This window comes from Oceanobacillus alkalisoli (genome assembly GCF_021556485.1).
GTDB classification, from domain to species: domain Bacteria; phylum Bacillota; class Bacilli; order Bacillales; family Amphibacillaceae; genus Oceanobacillus; species Oceanobacillus alkalisoli.
On the sequence record NZ_JAKGBW010000004.1, the window covers coordinates 134,373 to 153,113 of the forward strand.

The 18,741-nt window shown below is 43.2% G+C and carries 14 protein-coding genes; all 14 read right to left on the reverse strand.

Annotation, left to right across the window (positions count from 1 at the left end):
* Window positions 1-21: 21 nt before the first annotated feature.
* A complete protein-coding gene (locus tag LZD48_RS05900; RefSeq protein ID WP_235761818.1) occupies window positions 22-2,751 on the reverse strand; it encodes a glycosyltransferase in 2,730 nt (909 codons plus the stop codon).
* Window positions 2,752-3,660 carry a class I SAM-dependent methyltransferase gene (locus LZD48_RS05905; protein ID WP_235761819.1) on the reverse strand — a complete coding sequence of 303 codons (909 nt, stop codon included), beginning with the start codon at window positions 3,658-3,660 and terminating at the stop codon, window positions 2,752-2,754.
* Complete coding sequence (locus LZD48_RS05910) at window positions 3,635-4,927, reverse strand: accessory Sec system protein Asp2 (RefSeq protein WP_235761820.1); 1,293 nt, start codon at window positions 4,925-4,927, stop codon at window positions 3,635-3,637. Before LZD48_RS05910 ends, LZD48_RS05905 begins: the two co-directional genes overlap by 26 nt.
* 146 nt (window positions 4,928-5,073) lie before the next feature.
* The gene (locus tag LZD48_RS05915) at window positions 5,074-6,000 is read right to left on the reverse strand and encodes an ABC transporter ATP-binding protein (RefSeq protein ID WP_235761821.1); all 927 of its coding nucleotides are present in this window, start codon (window positions 5,998-6,000) and stop codon (window positions 5,074-5,076) included.
* 16 nt (window positions 6,001-6,016) lie between these two features.
* Window positions 6,017-6,841 (reverse strand): ABC transporter permease, encoded by an 825-nt coding sequence (locus LZD48_RS05920; protein WP_235761822.1) that lies wholly within the window; start codon window positions 6,839-6,841, stop codon window positions 6,017-6,019.
* Between the two features lie 267 nt (window positions 6,842-7,108).
* Entirely contained in the window at window positions 7,109-8,365 is a 1,257-nt protein-coding gene (locus LZD48_RS05925) for a nucleotide sugar dehydrogenase (protein ID WP_235761823.1), read from the reverse strand.
* A gap of 215 nt (window positions 8,366-8,580) precedes the next feature.
* Window positions 8,581-9,861 (reverse strand): glycosyltransferase, encoded by a 1,281-nt coding sequence (locus LZD48_RS05930; RefSeq protein WP_235761824.1) that lies wholly within the window; start codon window positions 9,859-9,861, stop codon window positions 8,581-8,583.
* 14 nt (window positions 9,862-9,875) lie between these two features.
* Window positions 9,876-11,069: a glycosyltransferase family 4 protein gene (locus tag LZD48_RS05935; RefSeq protein ID WP_235761825.1), complete on the reverse strand. Its 1,194-nt coding sequence runs from the start codon at window positions 11,067-11,069 to the stop codon at window positions 9,876-9,878.
* Between the two features lie 1,243 nt (window positions 11,070-12,312).
* Window positions 12,313-13,272, reverse strand: coding sequence for a 5-oxoprolinase subunit C family protein (locus LZD48_RS05940; protein WP_235761826.1), 960 nt, complete (start codon window positions 13,270-13,272; stop codon window positions 12,313-12,315).
* Window positions 13,273-14,040, reverse strand: a complete 768-nt coding sequence (locus tag LZD48_RS05945) for a LamB/YcsF family protein (protein WP_235761827.1) — start codon at window positions 14,038-14,040, stop codon at window positions 13,273-13,275.
* 5 nt (window positions 14,041-14,045) lie between these two features.
* A complete protein-coding gene (gene pxpB, locus LZD48_RS05950) occupies window positions 14,046-14,792 on the reverse strand; it encodes a 5-oxoprolinase subunit PxpB (RefSeq protein ID WP_235761828.1) in 747 nt (248 codons plus the stop codon).
* A gap of 41 nt (window positions 14,793-14,833) precedes the next feature.
* On the reverse strand, window positions 14,834-16,060 hold the full coding sequence (locus LZD48_RS05955; protein WP_310739780.1) for an NRAMP family divalent metal transporter: 1,227 nt from the start codon (window positions 16,058-16,060) through the stop codon (window positions 14,834-14,836).
* 751 nt (window positions 16,061-16,811) lie between these two features.
* The gene (locus LZD48_RS05960) at window positions 16,812-17,630 is read right to left on the reverse strand and encodes a MetQ/NlpA family ABC transporter substrate-binding protein (RefSeq protein ID WP_235761829.1); all 819 of its coding nucleotides are present in this window, start codon (window positions 17,628-17,630) and stop codon (window positions 16,812-16,814) included.
* An 18-nt stretch (window positions 17,631-17,648) separates the two neighbouring features.
* On the reverse strand, window positions 17,649-18,734 hold the full coding sequence (locus LZD48_RS05965; RefSeq protein ID WP_235761830.1) for an iron-containing alcohol dehydrogenase family protein: 1,086 nt from the start codon (window positions 18,732-18,734) through the stop codon (window positions 17,649-17,651).
* Between the last annotated feature and the right edge of the window lie 7 nt (window positions 18,735-18,741).

An 18,741-nucleotide genomic window follows, 5' to 3' on the forward strand; every position in this document is an offset into this window, starting at 1 on the left:
GGGGAGTCGAATCCCCCAGATTTAAGCTATTACTTTTGATTTTTTCGTTTTCACCCGTTCCATGCTAAAGTGAACACGGCAGTAGTTGATGAACTCTTCGTATTCGCCTTTCTTCATGCATTTTTCGAACATCTCGATAATCGATGCTTTGTCGACTACTTCCTTACGATAGATGTCGTAAATCTGATAGAGGGTCTTCAAGCTTTCTTCCGCTTCTTCCTCTTTCAAACGCGGCACTCGGATGAGGTACCAGCCGACAAAATAGCTGTTGAAACGGTCTGTCAGGTACAGGTCAAGCAGACCTTCTTCTCTTAAGAATGCATATCTTTCTTTTTCCAAGATGAGATATTTTTCAAAGAAACGCTTCGAAATGCTGTTTGTTACCGATGTCGTGACGGCTGCATAGTAAATATGGATAATCCGATCGACTGCTTTAAATGTATTACAATTCAAAATGAGCTGCTGGAAAAACAAGGTATCCTGTCCGACCGCTCTTTCCACCATTTGTAAGTTGTTGTCTGCAATGATTTCTTTTTTGACGATTAATGCTTGGATACTTTGGGCACGGAGCATCGAGTCGTGCAAATATGCGCGGGTATCGGATACGATGCCGGATGTATCCCATTTGAACGCGTTCTTCGAGTAGTTCATCACTTTGCGTTCGGTATCGTATTTAATAATGTCACCGACAACAAGGTCAAGGTATGGATTATTTTCCATCTCTTCCAGCAAGTATGCATAGCTGTCGTTCACTGCTTCGTTATCTGGGTCAAGATAGGTGATGAGATCTGCTTTTGCAAGCTCGAATCCTTTGTTTCTTGGTCGAGATGCACTGCCGCTTCCACCGTCCGCGAATTTATATGTTTGGATATTCGGGTAGAGGCGCTCGAGACGATCAACCATCTTCAGTGTCTCGTTATCCGTAGAGCCATCGTCCACAAGGATAATATCCATATCATGGAAGATAGAGGAACGCTTTAGACTCATGAAGCATTTGCCGTAAAGATGACGGCCATTATTATAAACTGGAATGATGACGGATAATTTGTATGCTGCACCGTCTTTACGGTCCTCTGCCGGATTCACATCTAGTTCAAGGGAATCAATACTGTAGCCGTTCCCTCTTTCCAGTGAGCCATCTAACTCAAGCAGTTCTTCTACTGTAAAATCATTCGTGTCAAACACCGTTTTATACTTGTCGTTTACAACCGTTACAAAGTCATGCTCCACGCCTTCTTGCAGTTCCCCGTGATTATAGTAGGCGTCTTTCGTAACATAAGCGGAATCGGTATATTTAAAACCGTTGATCAAGTCTTCTAAGTAATACTCGCCATACTCGTAATCCGGGTGGAAGAAAGTAATATAATCAAATTCTTCGTAATGGTCTTGTATATATTCTTGTGTCACGATTGTTTTATGCGGATAAGATTGACGCTCGAAATTCTCAGCTATGTTGTCGTCTTCTTGTTCGACTACGACCGCGATTTTTCGATCTTTAATAAAAGACTGCTCGTAACCGATTTTTTGCAGCAAGTCGTTTAAGCGGTGGAATGTCGTATGCTGCCTCATGACCGTCCGTACGCCTTCCATCTGGTGCATGTACAATTCCTTATCCGTCACGTTATTCATGATGTCTTTAATTTCTTCGGAGCTGTCGATCATGAAGATATTCGGGAATAAATTATTGATACCGAGACTATAATTCGAGAGGATCAGGTTCCCCATTGCCTGCAGCTCATAAACTCGGTTTGCGAACATCGTCTCACTCTTCTGGACGGAATTCAGATTGATGACCCAGTTATACAGTTTGAACACTTTCTGTAATGTCTGGTGCTCGATGCTTGGCGATAAATGACGTATATATTTCCGCGGGAAAAAATGTCGATTCAAGTTCAGATGATAGTTCCGGTCGATGATTTTTAATTCTTTATCTGCATGGATGACTCCGTCGAAAATCATTTTCGTATCTTTTTGACGATGCGGATATTTCTCATACCAGGACCCGGCAAAGATTGCCCCGTCCAGTTTCTCCGTCTGCTTCATTCCAACGGGGTTATTGTAAATCGGGTTGAAGCCGAATTCGAGGGCGAAGACATTGTCATTATTACAGTATTCTCTATAATCATTGATCTTTTCCTTCGCGGTCGTGAAAATATAATCACAGTACTTCGCGATATCGACGAATGCCTCGTAATTTGTCGGGTCTTCCTTCGAGTAGAAAACAATTTTTATATTTTTCGTGCGGTAGTAAGAAATCATGTCATATAATTCTTCACGGAGCTTCGTATTGTTCGGATTCCCTAGCCCCTTCCAGGACAGGTCAAGACCTTTCCAGGCGGAGGCGACGATGAATACGTCGATGTCCTCATGCTCCTTGTAATTCTCTCTTGTAATGTAAACCATGTTTGCGGCATTCTCGTAAGAATAAAAGAGAAATTCATCAGCGATGATTCCAATTTTTAAATCAATCGGTTGATAGTAACGTCCACCGTTTGTGACAGGGACCGTATCAAGGATTGGTTGAATTCTTTCTAAGAAATCGACATCACTCTTCTCTTCCTTAAGCTGTTGATAACCCATCGCCAGTTCTTCTGGACTCAATTGTTCAATAGCTTTTTCAGAGAGTTTCAGTAAGCCAGGATCAACCTCTACTCCTGCATCCTGAAGCATTTCCACTTCTTTCAGCATGCGATTCAGCAGTTCCCTCTTCTTATTTTGAATTGTCTTTAGTCTTGTCTTATTGGAATACATCTAATTACTCCTTTTTCTTCGCCATTTCCAATATTTCGTCGTTAGTTTTCCTAACTTCGATGACTTCAAGTTGTTGTATTTCATACGCAGGCTTTTGATTTCTTCTTCGAGCTGATCGAAATTCCGGAGCAGATTTTCTTCGGCCTGGTATTGCTGGTAAAGCTCTTGCTGGGCTCTTACCTTTTCCATCTTTTCCTGAAGGTATTTATCTTCTGTACTGTCTTTCAGCTCATCCCGTTCTTCCTTTAATGCGAGCAGCTGCTTCACATATTTCCGTTCATGTTGGACGAGGGCTGTCTCAAGTTCCGTAAGCATTGCTTCGTCGATTGGTTTATTCGTTAATGTCTCGTCCTTCTCGTAGAGGGCACCGACCCAACCGTTCAGGAATTTCACCTCGGATAGATGGAGTTCGTTCGTCTGGAACGCATATAAATCTTTAACATAATACGTATGTTTGTGGTCGAAATAATCATTTATTCCGAATGGTACGGTGATGATCAGCTTCCCGCCAGGATTCAGCAAGGTAACTGCCTTCTCGATAAAACGTTCGGGATCGGATAGGTGTTCAAGAATTTCACCCATGATGACACAATCAAAGGTCGTGTCGAAGGTGTGGCTCACAAAATTATCATGAATCAGTTCCAGATGTTTTCTTGTTGGAGCTTCTTCTTGTTCGAGCTGCTCTTTTGCATAGTTAATCGCATCTTCTAAAACATCGATGCCCGTAACCTGCTTCCCTTCTCTAGCAAGCAGAATGGAAACAAGTCCTTGGGAGCAGCCGACATCCAGTATCGTTTCACCTTTACTTGATGCCAGTATCCAGTGAATCCGGTCCCTTACCTTCTTTCCGAACTCTGTTCCCAGCTCATCATAATATGCTTCACTAACTCGATCCGTGTTTTTCTTCATGTTCTAGAACTCCAATCTCACCTATATGTATTTCTTTTGTCTTACCAGTGACCTTCTCACCTGAGGGCAGCATGATGAAGTATTTTATAAAGTATCTTCCAGGCTCTTCCGGTCTATAGGTCATGGTTTGCTTTCCTTGATACATTATTTTATCAATAACTTTGCCATTATAATAGGTATAATAAGCAAATTTAACATTCAATGCGGTATCAAGGTTCAAAGCAAAGTGGATTTCACCGTCTTTTTGTTCAATAGCAGGATTGCAAATGACATTCGTGTCACTGATGAAATGTTCGCCTACATCTTCTCTGTACACGGTATGGTCACCCTTTACGAGACAATAGGCAACCGTAACGTGAGTTGGCTTAGATAAATTTAAATGAAAAAGATGCTTGTTGTTATCGAAATTCATTTCTTTTAAAATATCATCTTCTTCGTAAATGCGAATTTTCGCTGTGTAACCGGCTGGCGGTACGTTGTCTGTCGTCATCCGGAATACATTATCTGCAAACTCATAATGAACAGGATGGACCGTGAACCCATGGATAAGATCCAGCAGTTTATTAACGATGAAATCCGGGTAATATTTTGCTATATCGCCATGACTCTTAATATTTTCATCCAGCAATAAGGTGTACGGATGATTTCGTTTATCCATCTCCTCGACTAGAGGAACGATATGATCGGGGTATTGCTTGTCATGAACGCTTCCTAGAATGGTGAGGAGTGTCTCGTTATTCGTATCCAGCTGGTTATAAATCACATTGTTGAGCTCTGCCACTTTCGCTTCATCGTCCACGTCGCCGAGCATGTATGCTGCGGTTTCTTTGGCATATTGTGTAATATATTCCGCGATTCGCGTTTGCGGGGCGCCAGCGATTGCTTGGCCGAATTTATATTTTAATGCATAGTAAAGGGCTGCACTTGCCCCTTTTGATGTGCCCGCCGTGATTACTTTTGCTTTATCGATATGAAGCTTTGATATCGTGTCCTCGATTAGTTCGCTGACAGACTGTTCAAAGTCGAAGCTCATTTCTTTCCCTAAGTAGTAGCTGCCGCGGGTGCTGTCCTTATCGAGGATAAACAGCTTATGGGCATCTATTCTCCTTAAGGTACGAACATAGTTATAACGGTACTGGTTCAGAGATCTCACCGGTGCGAATCCAGAAAAGACAATGATTAAATAATCCGTATTGTACGCTGCTTCTTCCAAGACATAGGTTACTTCTTTTGTGCTTCCTTGATAAGTTGATTCGTTAAAAATCATGCTGTGTCTCCCCTTTAGCTTTAGTTATAGCTACATGCAGCTTCAGCGCCCAGCGACTGGCGAGACGCCCTTCACCTTCGTGCGATAAAGGAGACTTGCCGATTGGCCTTGCCAAACGTCGCTAAACGGGCGCTTCCGCTTTTGGTTTAGTAGCCTAATCCTAAAAGGACCCCCAGTACTGCCACAATAGACAGCATGACCCCGCTTGTAACGAGATTTTTTGTGTTTCTTTTTTTGATATTTTCTTTTCGTGGAACTAATTCATTGTCTGGTGTGCTTGTTTGACTTGCGAGCATTTTATTTTTATAAGCTCGTTTTTCTTTTGTACTTAATTTATTAAACCAGTTAATGAACTTCTGGTATTCTTTCTGTACCTCTCCTGAATCACCCATCATCTTCATTTCCCCGTAGTGGATCCAAATTGCTGTATCACAGAATTGCTTCACTTGGGCAGCCGAGTGACTGATGAAGAAGATTGTTTTGCCGCGCTCTCTAAATTCATTCATTTTCTCTAAGCTGCGCTGGGCATAAGTCGAGTCACCAACGGATAATGCTTCGTCAATGACTAAAACGTCAGGATCTGTATGAACGGAAATCGCGAACCCGAGACGGGAGCGCATTCCGCTTGAATAGTTTTTCACCGGTTGCTTAATATAATCACCAATTTCGGCGAATTCAATGATATCCGGTGTGAGCCGTTCAATTTCCTCATCCTTCAAGCCGTGCATCATACATTTCAGCTGAATGTTTTCAATACCTGTCAGGTTATTGTTTAACCCTGCCGAAATAGCAATCAAGGACGTTTCCCCATTGATTGTGATTTCACCGCTTGTCGGTTGAATGACGCGGGCAAGCATATTCGAAATAGTCGATTTCCCGGAGCCGTTCAGGCCGATAATCCCGACACTTTCTCCTTCATATACTTTGAAGGAGACATCTTTAACAGCGACGAATTCTCTTCGCTGCTTCCTGCGCTCAATTGAAAAGAGTTCCATTAGTTTCTCTTTCTGCTTGGCATGCATTTCGAATGCTTTATATACATTTTTAAATTCTACTTTTAGTTGTTTTTTCATAACTGACCCTCATTTATTATAAATAATCTACGAAATTCTTCCGGAACTTCAAATGGACGCTGGAACCGATGACGAGAATGGTCAAAGTTAGTGTCCAGAAGTAGATAAGATAGAGTGGGTCTTCAAAGAACCAGCCTCTTCCCAGGAAGGAATCTCTGAAACCTTCAATAATATAGTAAATCGGGTTCAACTGCAGGACGTCAGCCATCCAGTCCGGAACGCGTCCACCTGCCGGGTCCCAAAGGATTGGAGATAAGTACAGAATCATCCGTACCATCGACTGCAGGAGCATCTGATAGTCCCGTATTAACGTCGATATCGTAGAACTGAGTAATGCAAAAGCAAACAGGAAAGCGAACATACTAATGATATAATAAATGATTTGTATGAAATAAATCGTCAGTGTGAACCCGTAAAAGAATAATACGATCATCAACAGTGTCATTAAGATGAAAAACTGCAAGCTGTTGCCGATAATCCGGATGGTCGGCAGTAAGCTGACAGGGAAATTCATTTTGGAAACCATGTTCACTTTTTGATAGACACTGTTTGAGCCTTGGATGATGGATGGGCTGATGAAGAACCAAGGAATGAGTCCCATTAGCATCCATAGGAAAAAGGGAATTTCACCGGTTGATGTTTGTACCGGTTCTCCCCCTCTGATTCCTAATCCAAATACAAACCAGTAAATGCTTACTTGAATGGCTGGGTTGATGACTTGCCAGAGTGATCCGAGGTAATGTAGTTGGTACATTCCTTTGATGTCAAAGCTGGCCATTCGGAAAATAAGATCTTTATGGTCAAGTTGTTCCTTGACTACTTGTCTTACTGAATTAAACATATGCATTAGCTTCCTTTATAAAATAATTTATACATTTAAAAAATCCTTTTACCTGTGCCTCAAACCCCGCTCCAGGAATATACTTCGCTTTCCACGGGCAATGAAGAATTGCAGTTCATTCTTCACTGCTGATGAGCCTCCTCGCGCTGGCGCGCTGCGGGGTCTCATCGATGCCTCTGCTCCCGTTGGAGTCTCCGTATATTCCCGGAGCTGAAAAAGAGTAAGCCACTTCCAACCTAAATTAGTTTAAAGACACGTTAAAGACTTTTATAAATACTCGTATAAATTACCGTAGTTAATATAAGCGATATCGTCTGTGTGTTTTTGGACGATATTTTTGGTGTCGAATATTTGTTTGTTATTCATTTTGTTGAATGCTTCGTCGGTTAGTTCTTTGAATTGGTTGTGGTCGCTTAGGATTAGGACCAGGTCGGATCCGTCGAGTGCTCCCGCGAGGTCTTGTTCGACGAAGCTTAAAGTTACGTGCGGATCGTAGGCTACCACTTCGTATTCTGATTTTTTGTTTAAGATTTCATAGATTTCCATTGCTGGGCTTTCACGGATATCGTCGACGTTTCCTTTGTAGGTAAGGCCGAAGATTGTGATTTTCTTGCCGTTCTGTTTTTTCACTAGTTTTTCCGCTGCGTCGACAACATATTCTGGCATCGAGTTGTTTACGTCACGGGAAAGGCTGATGATTTTTGATGCTTCTGGAGCCTTCGATATGATAAAGTACGGATCGACTGCGAGGCAGTGTCCGCCGACTCCTGGTCCAGGCGTGTGCAAGTTCACACGCGGGTGTTTGTTTGCCATTTCGATTACTTCAAGCGCATTGATGCCAAGCTCGTTCGATACTTTTGCAAGTTCGTTTGCTAGCGCAATGTTCACGTCGCGGTATGTGTTTTCCATTAGTTTAGACATTTCTGCTGTACGGGCATTTGTTTTAATGAGTTCACCTTTAACAAATGTGCGGTAAACGTCAGCGCCTTTATCCGTACAAGCTTCTGTGATACCCCCAACGATACGGTTGTTGTTCACAAGTTCGTCCATGATTTGTCCTGGAAGTACACGTTCCGGGCAATGCACAAGATAGATGTCTTCACCGATTGTAAAGCCTGCTTCTTCGAGACGCGGTTTTACATAGTCATCCATCGTACGTGGTGCGATGGTTGACTCAACAATTACAACATTTCCTTTTTCAAGAACCGGAATCATATTGTCGATTGCTTGCATGACATACGTGATGTCCATGGAGCGGTGCTCGTCCGGTTTGTTTGGTGTTGGGACGGCGATAATGAATGTGTCCGCCTTCTCCGGTGTTAAGGACGCACGGAAGTTTCCTTTTTCCATTGCCTCTTCCAATGCTTCTTGCAGACCTGGTTCTTCTATATGAATGGTTCCATTATTCAACATGTCCACTGCTTCTTTTTTCACATCGACGCCGATTGTTTCTACTCCATAGTTTGCAAACATAATGGAAGTCGGTAGTCCGATATATCCTAATCCGATGGTACATAATTTCACAATGAATTCCTTCTTTCTTTTAAGTATAGATTTTTATATTTAACAACGTCTAGCTCCAGCGCCCAGCGACTAGCGGATTTCCTTCACCTCCGTACGTCGCTACGACGCACAGGATGTGCTAGTGCAAACACCCTTCGGTGGGACGAGTAATCGCAGTCCCAGGTGTTGCGAAACGAATCGCGTTTTTAACCTGCAAGGCGCGCTTCCGCTTTTGATTAATACTTCTCATAAACTTCGAGCAGATATTTTTGCTCTATCTCCCAATTATACTTCTTTCGGGCATTTTTGCAATTAGCGCTGAATTCGGCTCGTTTATCAGGGTTTTCAAGCATATAGTTAACCCCTTTAGCGATTTCCTCCGGTTTGTGCGGGTCGATGGTGACACCGACTTCGCTTTCTTCTACGACTTTTTTAATTTCGGGGAAATCACAAGCAACGACCGGGACTTCATTCATCATATACTCGAATAATTTATTCGATGAAGCCGACCAGTGGTTGAAGTTGATATTGTTCAACACTTGGAACGCGAGATATGCATTTTTCGTATATTTCGGCAGGTCTCTTACGGGAACCTTTGGAATGAAACGGATGCCGTCTTCCAAGTTCCTTTCTTTCACCGTTTGCACAAGCTTGTCTTTAATTTTCCCATCGCCGATAAAAACGAGGGTTCCTTCCTTAAAGAGCGGGTAGGCGTCAATCAGCTTTTCAAGACCCCTTCCTGCTTGAACTCCCCCTTGGTAAAGGAGAATTTTCTCATCTTGCGGTAAACCAAGCATGGCATGCAAATCAACTTTTTCATCCACTTGCTGGATCTCAAGGGATGGGTAATTATGCAATACATGCGGGTAGAAGCCGTAAAGTTCTTCATTAAACTTCGCGCGAGTGTCGTTTTCGACAATCATGCTGTCCATGCGATTAATGAAAAATTGTTCAAACCGTTTATACCACGGGCTGTCATAGCCGGTTCTGCTCGTCTGTACTTCATGCGAGTCATAGATAAGTGGCTTCTTTTTAAAACGCCATTTCGCACTGACATACCCTTGTGGCATCGTGTTCAAGTCATTGGAATGATAGATATCATAGTTGCCACGGTGGCCTTTGATCATCATACGGAGGATCAATGCACCGCGGATCCAAATAACTCTTACTTTTGTTTTTAATAATAGGCCGACTAGAATCGTGAGCAAAATCGTGAGGATTGGGATAAAATAAAGCATCAAGCCCCAGACTGCTAAAATTGGAAGTGCTGGCCATTTATGTCTTGCGGTGAAGCGGTATGCTTTCTGAAGCAGTTCGAGTGTGACCGGGTACCTGCGCATCCGGTGAACTCGGAAATGCTCATTCACTTCTTCATACTGCAACACATCCGGATCGTTCGGGTCATCAATACAGATGAGTTCGACATCATACCCATTTTGGGATAATGCCGTGCATTCCCGTAGAACCCTTGCATCATTTGTGAAATGATTCCATACAAACATTCCTACACGTTTCATTTATTTTTCCCTCATTACTTCATAATATCAATTAACTTCTTGATGTTGTTTTCCCAAAGAAAATATTCCTTGACCGTGCGGATACAATTTTCCCCGAGCTGCTGCTCCATTGCTTTGTCATTTTTCAATTCGACAATTTTCGCAACGATCCCCTCGACGTCTGTCTGGTCGAAGGTGAACCCGGTTTCGTTCTCCGTAATCATATCTGCGGCTGTTCCTTTCACACCGGCAATGATTGGTGTCCTGCACGTCATATAGTCGATGATTTTCCCTGGTAAAACGGTGGAAAACACTTCTTCGTCATTTAAAAAAGCGACTGCAACGTTGCTGTTCTTAATGAGCTCAAGGCTCTTCTTCCTTGTCGTCGGTTTATGAATATGAACGGTGTTTAAGTCATTTTCTGCTAAGTAGTTCACAAATTCTTCCGTCCGCACACCATAACCGATTACATCAAAACGGATTCCTTCCGCATGCAGCAAGTTAGCTACCAGTTTGAGGTGGTCGATATCCTGGGCGAGTCCGAGGTTACCTGTGTACACAACACGGAATTCTTTCGTTTCAGGATTATCTTCTGTAATTTCATGCACCCTCGGTCCGTTTGGCATATAAGTAATTGGCTTGTCTTGCTTGAGTTTTCCTTTGATATGATCATAGAATCCGATACTGTTAATAACAATCGAGTCGGCTTTTCCGTACATCTTCTTTTCAAGAAAGCGGAAGATTTTGATGATCGGTTTATTATGAAAGGTCTTCACTCCAATAAGACTATCCGGCCAAAGATCACGGACTTCAAGAATCAGTTTCGATTTTAGGACGAATTTCCCGACAAAGGCGGAGAATACAATAAAGATTGGCGGTGTACTTACTAATATATAATCGTAGCCGTTCTTCCTCAGCTTCCATAGTTCGAGCAAGAAGCGGTACATGATTTCCAAATAAAAAAATAATCTGCTTAAAATATGATTCTGAAATCGATTATTTTTAATGGGAACTCGTATTATTTTATATTTTTCTTCATTTAATGATTCTTCATCCCAAAATTCGCTGTCTTTGTACATGTTTTTATTCGGGTAGGCCGGTTCGGTTGTTAAAACATCTGCATCTATGCCGTTTTCATTCAGCAATTGATAGATGTTTTTCATCCGATTCCCAGAGCTGCCGATGACAGGATAGAAATTCTGGGTCATGAGTAAAACTTTCTTGGACATGTTTGAACGCTCCTAATCGCAAGTAAACACCCTTACTATTTTATCATAAATTTACATGATACGATAATTACAATGCTATTACAAATCGAATTCATATCCTTTCATACGAGCAGTTCAATCTTAGAAGCATATAATTTATTTAGAAATGAATTAGACGAATACCGCTTTATACACGGGATTTTGTCTCTTAGATGCACTATATTGGACGGATTTCGTTCCATGCACGGGATTAATGTCTCGTAGACGAGCTCTATCAGACAAATTCTGCTGCATGCACGGGATTTTGTCTCTGACAGGAGCTATATCAGACAGATTCTGCTGCATGCACGGGATTTTGTCTCTGACAGGAGCTCTATCGGACAGATTCTGCTGCACGCACGGGATTTTGTCTCTGACAGGAGCTATATCGGACAGATTCTGCTGCATGCACGGGATTTTGTCTCTGACAGGAGCTATATCAGACAGATTCTGCTACATGCGCGGGATTTTGTCTCTGACAGGAGCTCTATCGGACAGATTCTGCTGCACGCACGGGATTTTGTCTCTGACAGGAGCTATATCAGACAGATTCTGCTGCATGCACGGGATTTTGTCTCTGACAGGAGCTATATCAGACAGATTCTGCTACAGGCACGGGATTTTGTCTCTGACAGGAGCTATATCAGACAGATTCTGCTGCATGCATGGGATTTTGTCTCTGACAGGAGCTCTATCGGACAGATTCTGCTGCATGCACGGGATTTTGTCTCTGACAGGAGCTATATCAGACAGATTCTGCTGCATGCATGGGATTTTGTCTCTGACAGGAGCCCTATCGGACAGATTCTGCTACATGCGCGGGATTTTGTCTCTGACAGGAGCTCTATCGGACAGATTCTGCTACATGCGCGGGATTTTGTCTCTGACAGGAGCTCTATCAGACAGATTCTGCTACATGCACGGGATTTTGTCTCTGACAGGAGCTCTATCAGACAGATTCTGCTGCACGCACGGGATTTTGTCTCTGACAGGAGCTCTATCGGACAGACTCTGCTCCACGCCTAGGATTCTGTCTAATAGAAGGCTCCTATTAGACAAATTAGGCACGAAAACCTAGGAGCCTGCTCAAATTATAGATCTGACGGGTATTGTTAATCTGGACGGCGAACAGCCTGGAGGAAGTTCTGTTCTATCATGAACATGGGGTTAAAAAGGTAGAAAATAATAGAAGAAACGGGACGGGTCGTCTATCCTACTCCGTTCATTAAGGATGGACTTCTCGTCCCGCTATGCTGAGCCATTTCAGCAGGCGCTCGCGGCATATATATAATTCTTGGGCGAATTCAAGCGTAACTGCTTCGAATGTCAATTCTTTTCCTGGCTGAATCTGCGCTGCTCTTGAGATATCCTCCGTTATGACGGTGGCAATTCTTGTGTACCCGCCTGTTGGCTGCCTGTCAGCTAGCAAAATAATGGGCTGACCATTCGCCGGTACTTGGATTGCTCCGGGGAAAGTTGCGTCAGATATAATATCCGCCTCATTTGCATGCGTAATTTCCGGTCCGATTAGCCGGGTCCCCATCCGGTCTGTTTGTGATGACTTTTTGTAAGTTCCTGTTAAAAATGTACGGATTCCTTGTTTTGTAAAAGCTTTGGCGTCAGGACCAAGAATCACGCGGATGTTCCTTTGCTTATCATAATCTGGAACGAGACGAGAAGGGAGCACTCTGCCTGAACTTTTCATTATGGGGTCCCCCGTTGGCAGTCTATCGCCTTTTACAAGATATTCCCCATTTAATCCACCGATTTTTGCTTTTACATAAGTTGACCGGCTTCCCATTATTTCCGGCGTCTGAATCCCGCCGCTCACTGCAATATAAGCGTACGTTCCTGTGACAGGCTTTCCAAAGGATAAGGTCTGCCCTGCATAAAGTGAATAGGATTTCCATAATTGAATCGGGGTGCCGTCAACTGCAGGCGACAGGTCGGCACCGCAAATGGCAATGACCGTGTCTTTTAAAAACTTTAGTTTCGGCCCCATTAAGACAACTTCAAGACCTGCTGCATTTCGTCTGTTTCCAACAAGAATATTTCCAACTTGAAGGGCGAAATGGTCCATTGCACCTGCCACTACCATTCCTAATTGCTGATAGCCGCTCCGTCCTAAATCCTGAACAGACGTTGCAAGCCCTGGCTTGATTACTTCAATCATTGCTTTTTCCATTTACTTCCCCACTCTTTTTATCGTAATCCCGTTTCGAACGAGTCCTTGCTGCAGTTCCATTACAAAGGCCAAAGCTGCATCTGTATCACCATGCACACAGATGGTGTCTGCCTTAATCGCCACATCACTTCCGTCTACCGCTTCCACTTTCCCCTCTTGCACCATCCGGATCACCCGGCGCACCGCTTCTTTCGGGTCTTCGATCATTGCATTTGCTTCCGTTCTAGGTGTGAGCGACCCGTCCGGCTGATAAGTACGATCGGCAAAAACTTCATTCGCAACTTGTAGACCAGCCGCTTCTCCCGCTTTTATAAGCTCACTGCCTGCAAGCCCAAACAGGATAAGAGCGGGATCAACATCATAAACCGCCTGAGCAATTGCTTGCGCCTGTCGTGCGTCTTTTGCTGCTAGATTATATAGGGCTCCGTGCGGTTTTATATGATTCAGCTTTTGATTATACAGCTGGGCAAAAGACTGAACAGCACCAATCTGATAAACAATCAGATTATAGATCTCCTCTGGTTCCACGTGAAGGATGCGTCTGCCAAATCCTTGCAGATCCTGGAATCCTGGGTGGACACCAATTCCGACATTGTTTTCAGCTGCTTGTTTTACCGCATGCCTGATCACATTGTGATCACCAGCATGGTAGCCTGCTGCAATATTGGCTGAAGTAATATATTTCATCACGAATTCATCTTGACCAATCTGGTATGCACCAAAGCTTTCGCCTAAATCACTGTTTAAATCGACTAGATATTTTTCCATGCCACTCACTCTCCCTCGTGCTGTATAACATTCGGCTGGTAGGTTCCACGTGATACAGCTATCTCGATTTCTTCAAATTCTGTTTTTGTTATAGAAGAGAACCGAATATAATCTCCTGACCGGAGCAGAATCGGTTGATGACGAAGTGGATGATATAATTTCAATGGGGTCCTGCCGATAATCTGCCAGCCTCCCGGACTCTCCATGGAATAGATTCCCGTTTGAGCTCCGGCTATCCCAACAGCCCCTGCAGGAACGTTTGCCCGAGGTGAGATAAGCCTTGGGGTGGCGATTTTCTTTGACATCCCTCCAAGATATGGAAAACCAGGAGAAAAACCCATCATGTAGATCAGATAATTGCTACTCGTGTGAATATCGATGACCTCGTCCGTAGTAAGCCCGTTATGTTCGGCGACAAATCCGAGATCTGGCCCGTATTCCTCCCCATAATAGACGGGTATCTCCGTAATTATCGGTGGGGGCAATGCTACGAGTGAAAGTTTTTCATATAGAGATTCCATACGATTCTTTAAGGAATCGTATGGAATCAAAAGCGGGTCATAGTAAATCGATAATGCTGTATAAGCTGGAATCCATTCGATGATGCCAGAGATACTTTCTTTTTCCAAAAGGGCAGAGAAATTTCGGATACGTTCGTTCGTCTTTTTTGAAATTGTAGTTCCCAACTGAATTCGAATTCCCCTGTCCCCGTACAGACTGATTTCAAACATCGCTTTCACCATTTCTATCATAATTTCACGTTTTCCATGTGTGTCTCTTTATTCTATCATGATTAGAAAAACTGTGGGAGCATTTGAATCAATGTACGAACTCCGAGTATGGCAGTTAAGATGACAACTAGCGCCCCGAATATCGTCAGCCATACCGGATGCTTGTAGTCTCCCATAATCTTCTTGTTATGGGCGGCAAGCAGCATCGAACCTAAGACAAGCGGCAGAATCAAGCCATTTACCGCTCCAGCAAGCACAAGCAATGTCGTAGCTTCACCAATCACCACAAATACGGCGGTTGAAAAGATTATAAATCCGATAATCCAGTATTTATGAAATTTATCAATGATCGGATGGAAGGATCTCAGGAAGGATACAGATGTATAGGCTGCTCCAATGACGGAGGTAATCCCGGCAACCCAGAGAACGACTCCGAATAATCGATAACCAATATCACCAGCTGCTGATTGGAAAACAGTTGCTGCGGGATTGCTCGGATTAAGGGCAACTCCTTGGGAAACAACTCCTAATACAGCTAAGAAAAGCAGAATTCGCACGAGTGAAGCAACACTAATGCCGAGTACAGCCGTTCTTTTCACTTCCGGAATTGCTGCTTTTCCAGTAATGCCTGCATCGAGTAAACGGTGGCCACCGGAAAATGTAATATACCCGCCAACCGTACCTCCGACAATGGTAATAATCGCATATACATCGAGCTCAAGCGGCACGAACGTCCGATGAATCGCTTCTCCTATCGGTGGTTGACTAACGAACATGACATAGCCGATCAGAAGAACTAACAACCCTCCTAAAATGTATACCATCCGGTCCATCGCTGCCCCAGCTTCTTTTGATAAAAATATAATGATAGCAAGCGCAGCAGAAATTAATGCGCCGATTTTCGGATCAACTCCCAAGACAACGTTAACCCCTAAGCCTGTCCCACCGATATTTCCGATATTAAAGGCAAGACCGCCAATAACGATAAAGACAGCTACAATGGCACCTAAACCTGGCAGTACTTTATTCGCAATTTCTTGACCGCGCAGTCCTGAAACACTGATAATGCGCCAGACATTAAGCTGTGCACCTATATCTAATAGAATCGAAACGAATATGACAAAGCCAAAGCTTGCCAGAAGCGATTCTGTAAATACTGCTGTTTGCGTGAGGAATCCCGGCCCCACTGCAGATGTTGCCATTAAAAACGCCGCTCCCATGAGGGATCTTCTGCGAGCCTTCTGATCCTTCGCTGAAAGTAATGTGTTTTCGTGATTTAAATTTGACATGTTGACCTCCCTCTAAATTCTAGTTGTTTGTAAATATAGCGAGCTTCCCCGCATGAACACAAACAAAGGCGAAAGCGCCCGTTTAGCTGGACGTGGCTGCTGCTAGTTAATATAGTTAGCCATATCACCTTTGCTTTATCGTTTTTTACGATAAAAAACTTGTCAGTATCTTTAGTTTGCTCGTTTGTACGCTACTCATTACACTTCATTACAAAAAAGCAAAATCAAAGATCCGACAAGTCGAAAATATAATATAAACAATCTAACTGGAACATGCAAGTTTAAAAATCACGCTACGAAATCACATAATATTGAGACAAATCTGCCGATGAATATTGGTATAGAAATAATCTTCATGAATAGGGCTGAAGAGACCGAGGATCTTGGGGTTGATAGCTTCCATGTAATAAGCTGGGGGACTTGTTTTTTTATTCAGAGTAAATTTTTGGTGGGATATAGAATCTTATTACCCAAATTAGATTAAAGATAGGGCCTTCGGGTGTTGATAGGCTCTGCCCGAACAAAACAGAATCGTCTTTAAACAGGCGATTAGAGCGCTTCTATATACCCGAACGTAACCAATTTTGGATTAAATCGTCGTTTAGAAGCCCTTTAAACTCCCGAACGTATTCTAATCCAGATCAAACGGGCGCTTGAGAACTCCTATTAAATAAAAAAGGCGAGTAAAATCATCCATTGATGACTTTACCCGCTTTTTTCGTTTGTTTATCATAAGATTCAACTCAAATTCTTACCACCCAGTAAGAATAGATCCTTGGTATGTTTCCTCGACGAATTGTTCAACCTCTTCAGATTGGTAAATGTCGATGAACTGTTGAACGGCTGGGTCGTCTTCGTTTTCTGCGCGAACGGCAATTAGGTTAACGAATGTGGAGTCTTGCTCGATGAAGATGGAGTCTTCACCAGGTACAAGTCCTGCATCCATTGCAAAGTTCGAGTTGATTGCTGCGATATCCACTTCGCCAAGCTGACGCGGGATTTGAGCTGGATCAAGCTCAATGAATTCATAGTTATGTTCGTTTTCCGCAATATCATTGACCGTAGCGTTCACGCCGAGTCCTTCTTCTAGCGTGATTAAGCCAGCTTGTTCGAATAATAATAACGCACGTCCACTGTTTGTCGGGTCACTTGGTAAAGCAATACTTGCACCGTCTTCTAAATCCGCGATATCCGTTATTTTATCAGAATAAATTCCCATTGGGAATGTTACCGTGTCTGCTACTTTTACTAAATCTAGTCCACGTTCTTCATTCATATGATCAAAAAATGGCTCGGTTTGGAAACTGTTGAGATCAAGTTCCTCTTCTGATAGACTCACGTTCGGCATGACATAGTCACTGAATGATACAATTTCAATCGTTAAATCTTCTTCTGCTGCAAGCTCTTTTACTTTTTCTAAAATTTCTTCATGTGGTCCTGCTGTTACTCCAACGGTGAGCTTGCCGTCTTCCAGTAAACCTTCCGCTGCTTCATCGTCCGAGCCGCCGCCACAAGCAGCGAATAGAACGAACACACTTGCAAGAATTGCTGTCAATAATATTTTTTTCATTTACTTTCCCTCATTCTTTCACTTTTTATTTTCGACATGGAAGATTGCTTTTTCCAAGATGTCTTCTGTTACTTTTTCCTCCATTAAATGGATTGATTCTTGCGGAAGTAAAATCTTTTTCATTATTCTTCCCAAAATTTCCGCGTCATGTATATCTACGGCTAAATCTTTTAATGATGTTGGAAAATCCCATTCTTCGTAGTACTCGAGAAGTTTGTTGAGTTCATCCTCTTTTCCCTCAATCGCGAGCTGAACTAACGTACCGTAAGCAACGATTGATCCGTGGAGGAAATCTTTCATACTTGGAGCTTCCGTTAAGCCGTTATGAACCGAGTGGGCACCGGCAATCCGGCCTGCTTTTTCCCCGAATCCGCCGACCATGCCGCCTGTCATAATGATTGTTTCGATAACACGAATAAGCGCATCTGTCACTTTCTTTTCAGAGACGGATTCGAGTGCAGCTTTCCCGTCTTTCAGTAAAATATCACGGCATGCAAGTGCTGCAAATTGGGAAACTTGCAGCCAAACAGGCAGCTCCTCATCCTTGTAAAAGCGGCGGACTAACGCATCTGCTTCATAATATTTTGCCAGCGTGTCACCGATACCTGCTTTCAAATATTCAATCGGTGAAGCGGCGATAATCGCTGGTTCTATGAGGACAAGTGTGTTCGCTAATGGAAACTCTGTATAGTGAGAATGGGTTCCGTCTGCTTCATAGAAAACACTTAGCGGTGTCCAGGCTGCACATGTCGCTGCGATTGTCGGAATGAGAACCGACTTGATGCCAGCTTGTACGGCTGCTGCCTTTGCAATATCAAGAGCTGTTCCTCCACCGATTCCGATGACGGCATCGACTGCTTCGCGTTTATACAGCGTTGCTAGTTGTTCTACTGTTTCTAAGGTACAAGGTCCATCAACGAAAGTTATTGCGGAACGACTGAGTTCTTCTGGCAGATACGGTGAAGCGGCCTCCCAGGCCTTTCTTCCACTTACGATATGAATATTTTTTATATCTAAAGCTGCAAGACGTGTCGGTAATTCTTTTAAAACATCGGCTCCAATCCGGTAATGACCTGGTGCGCCTTTTACAATTGCTGAAGTCATGCTAACG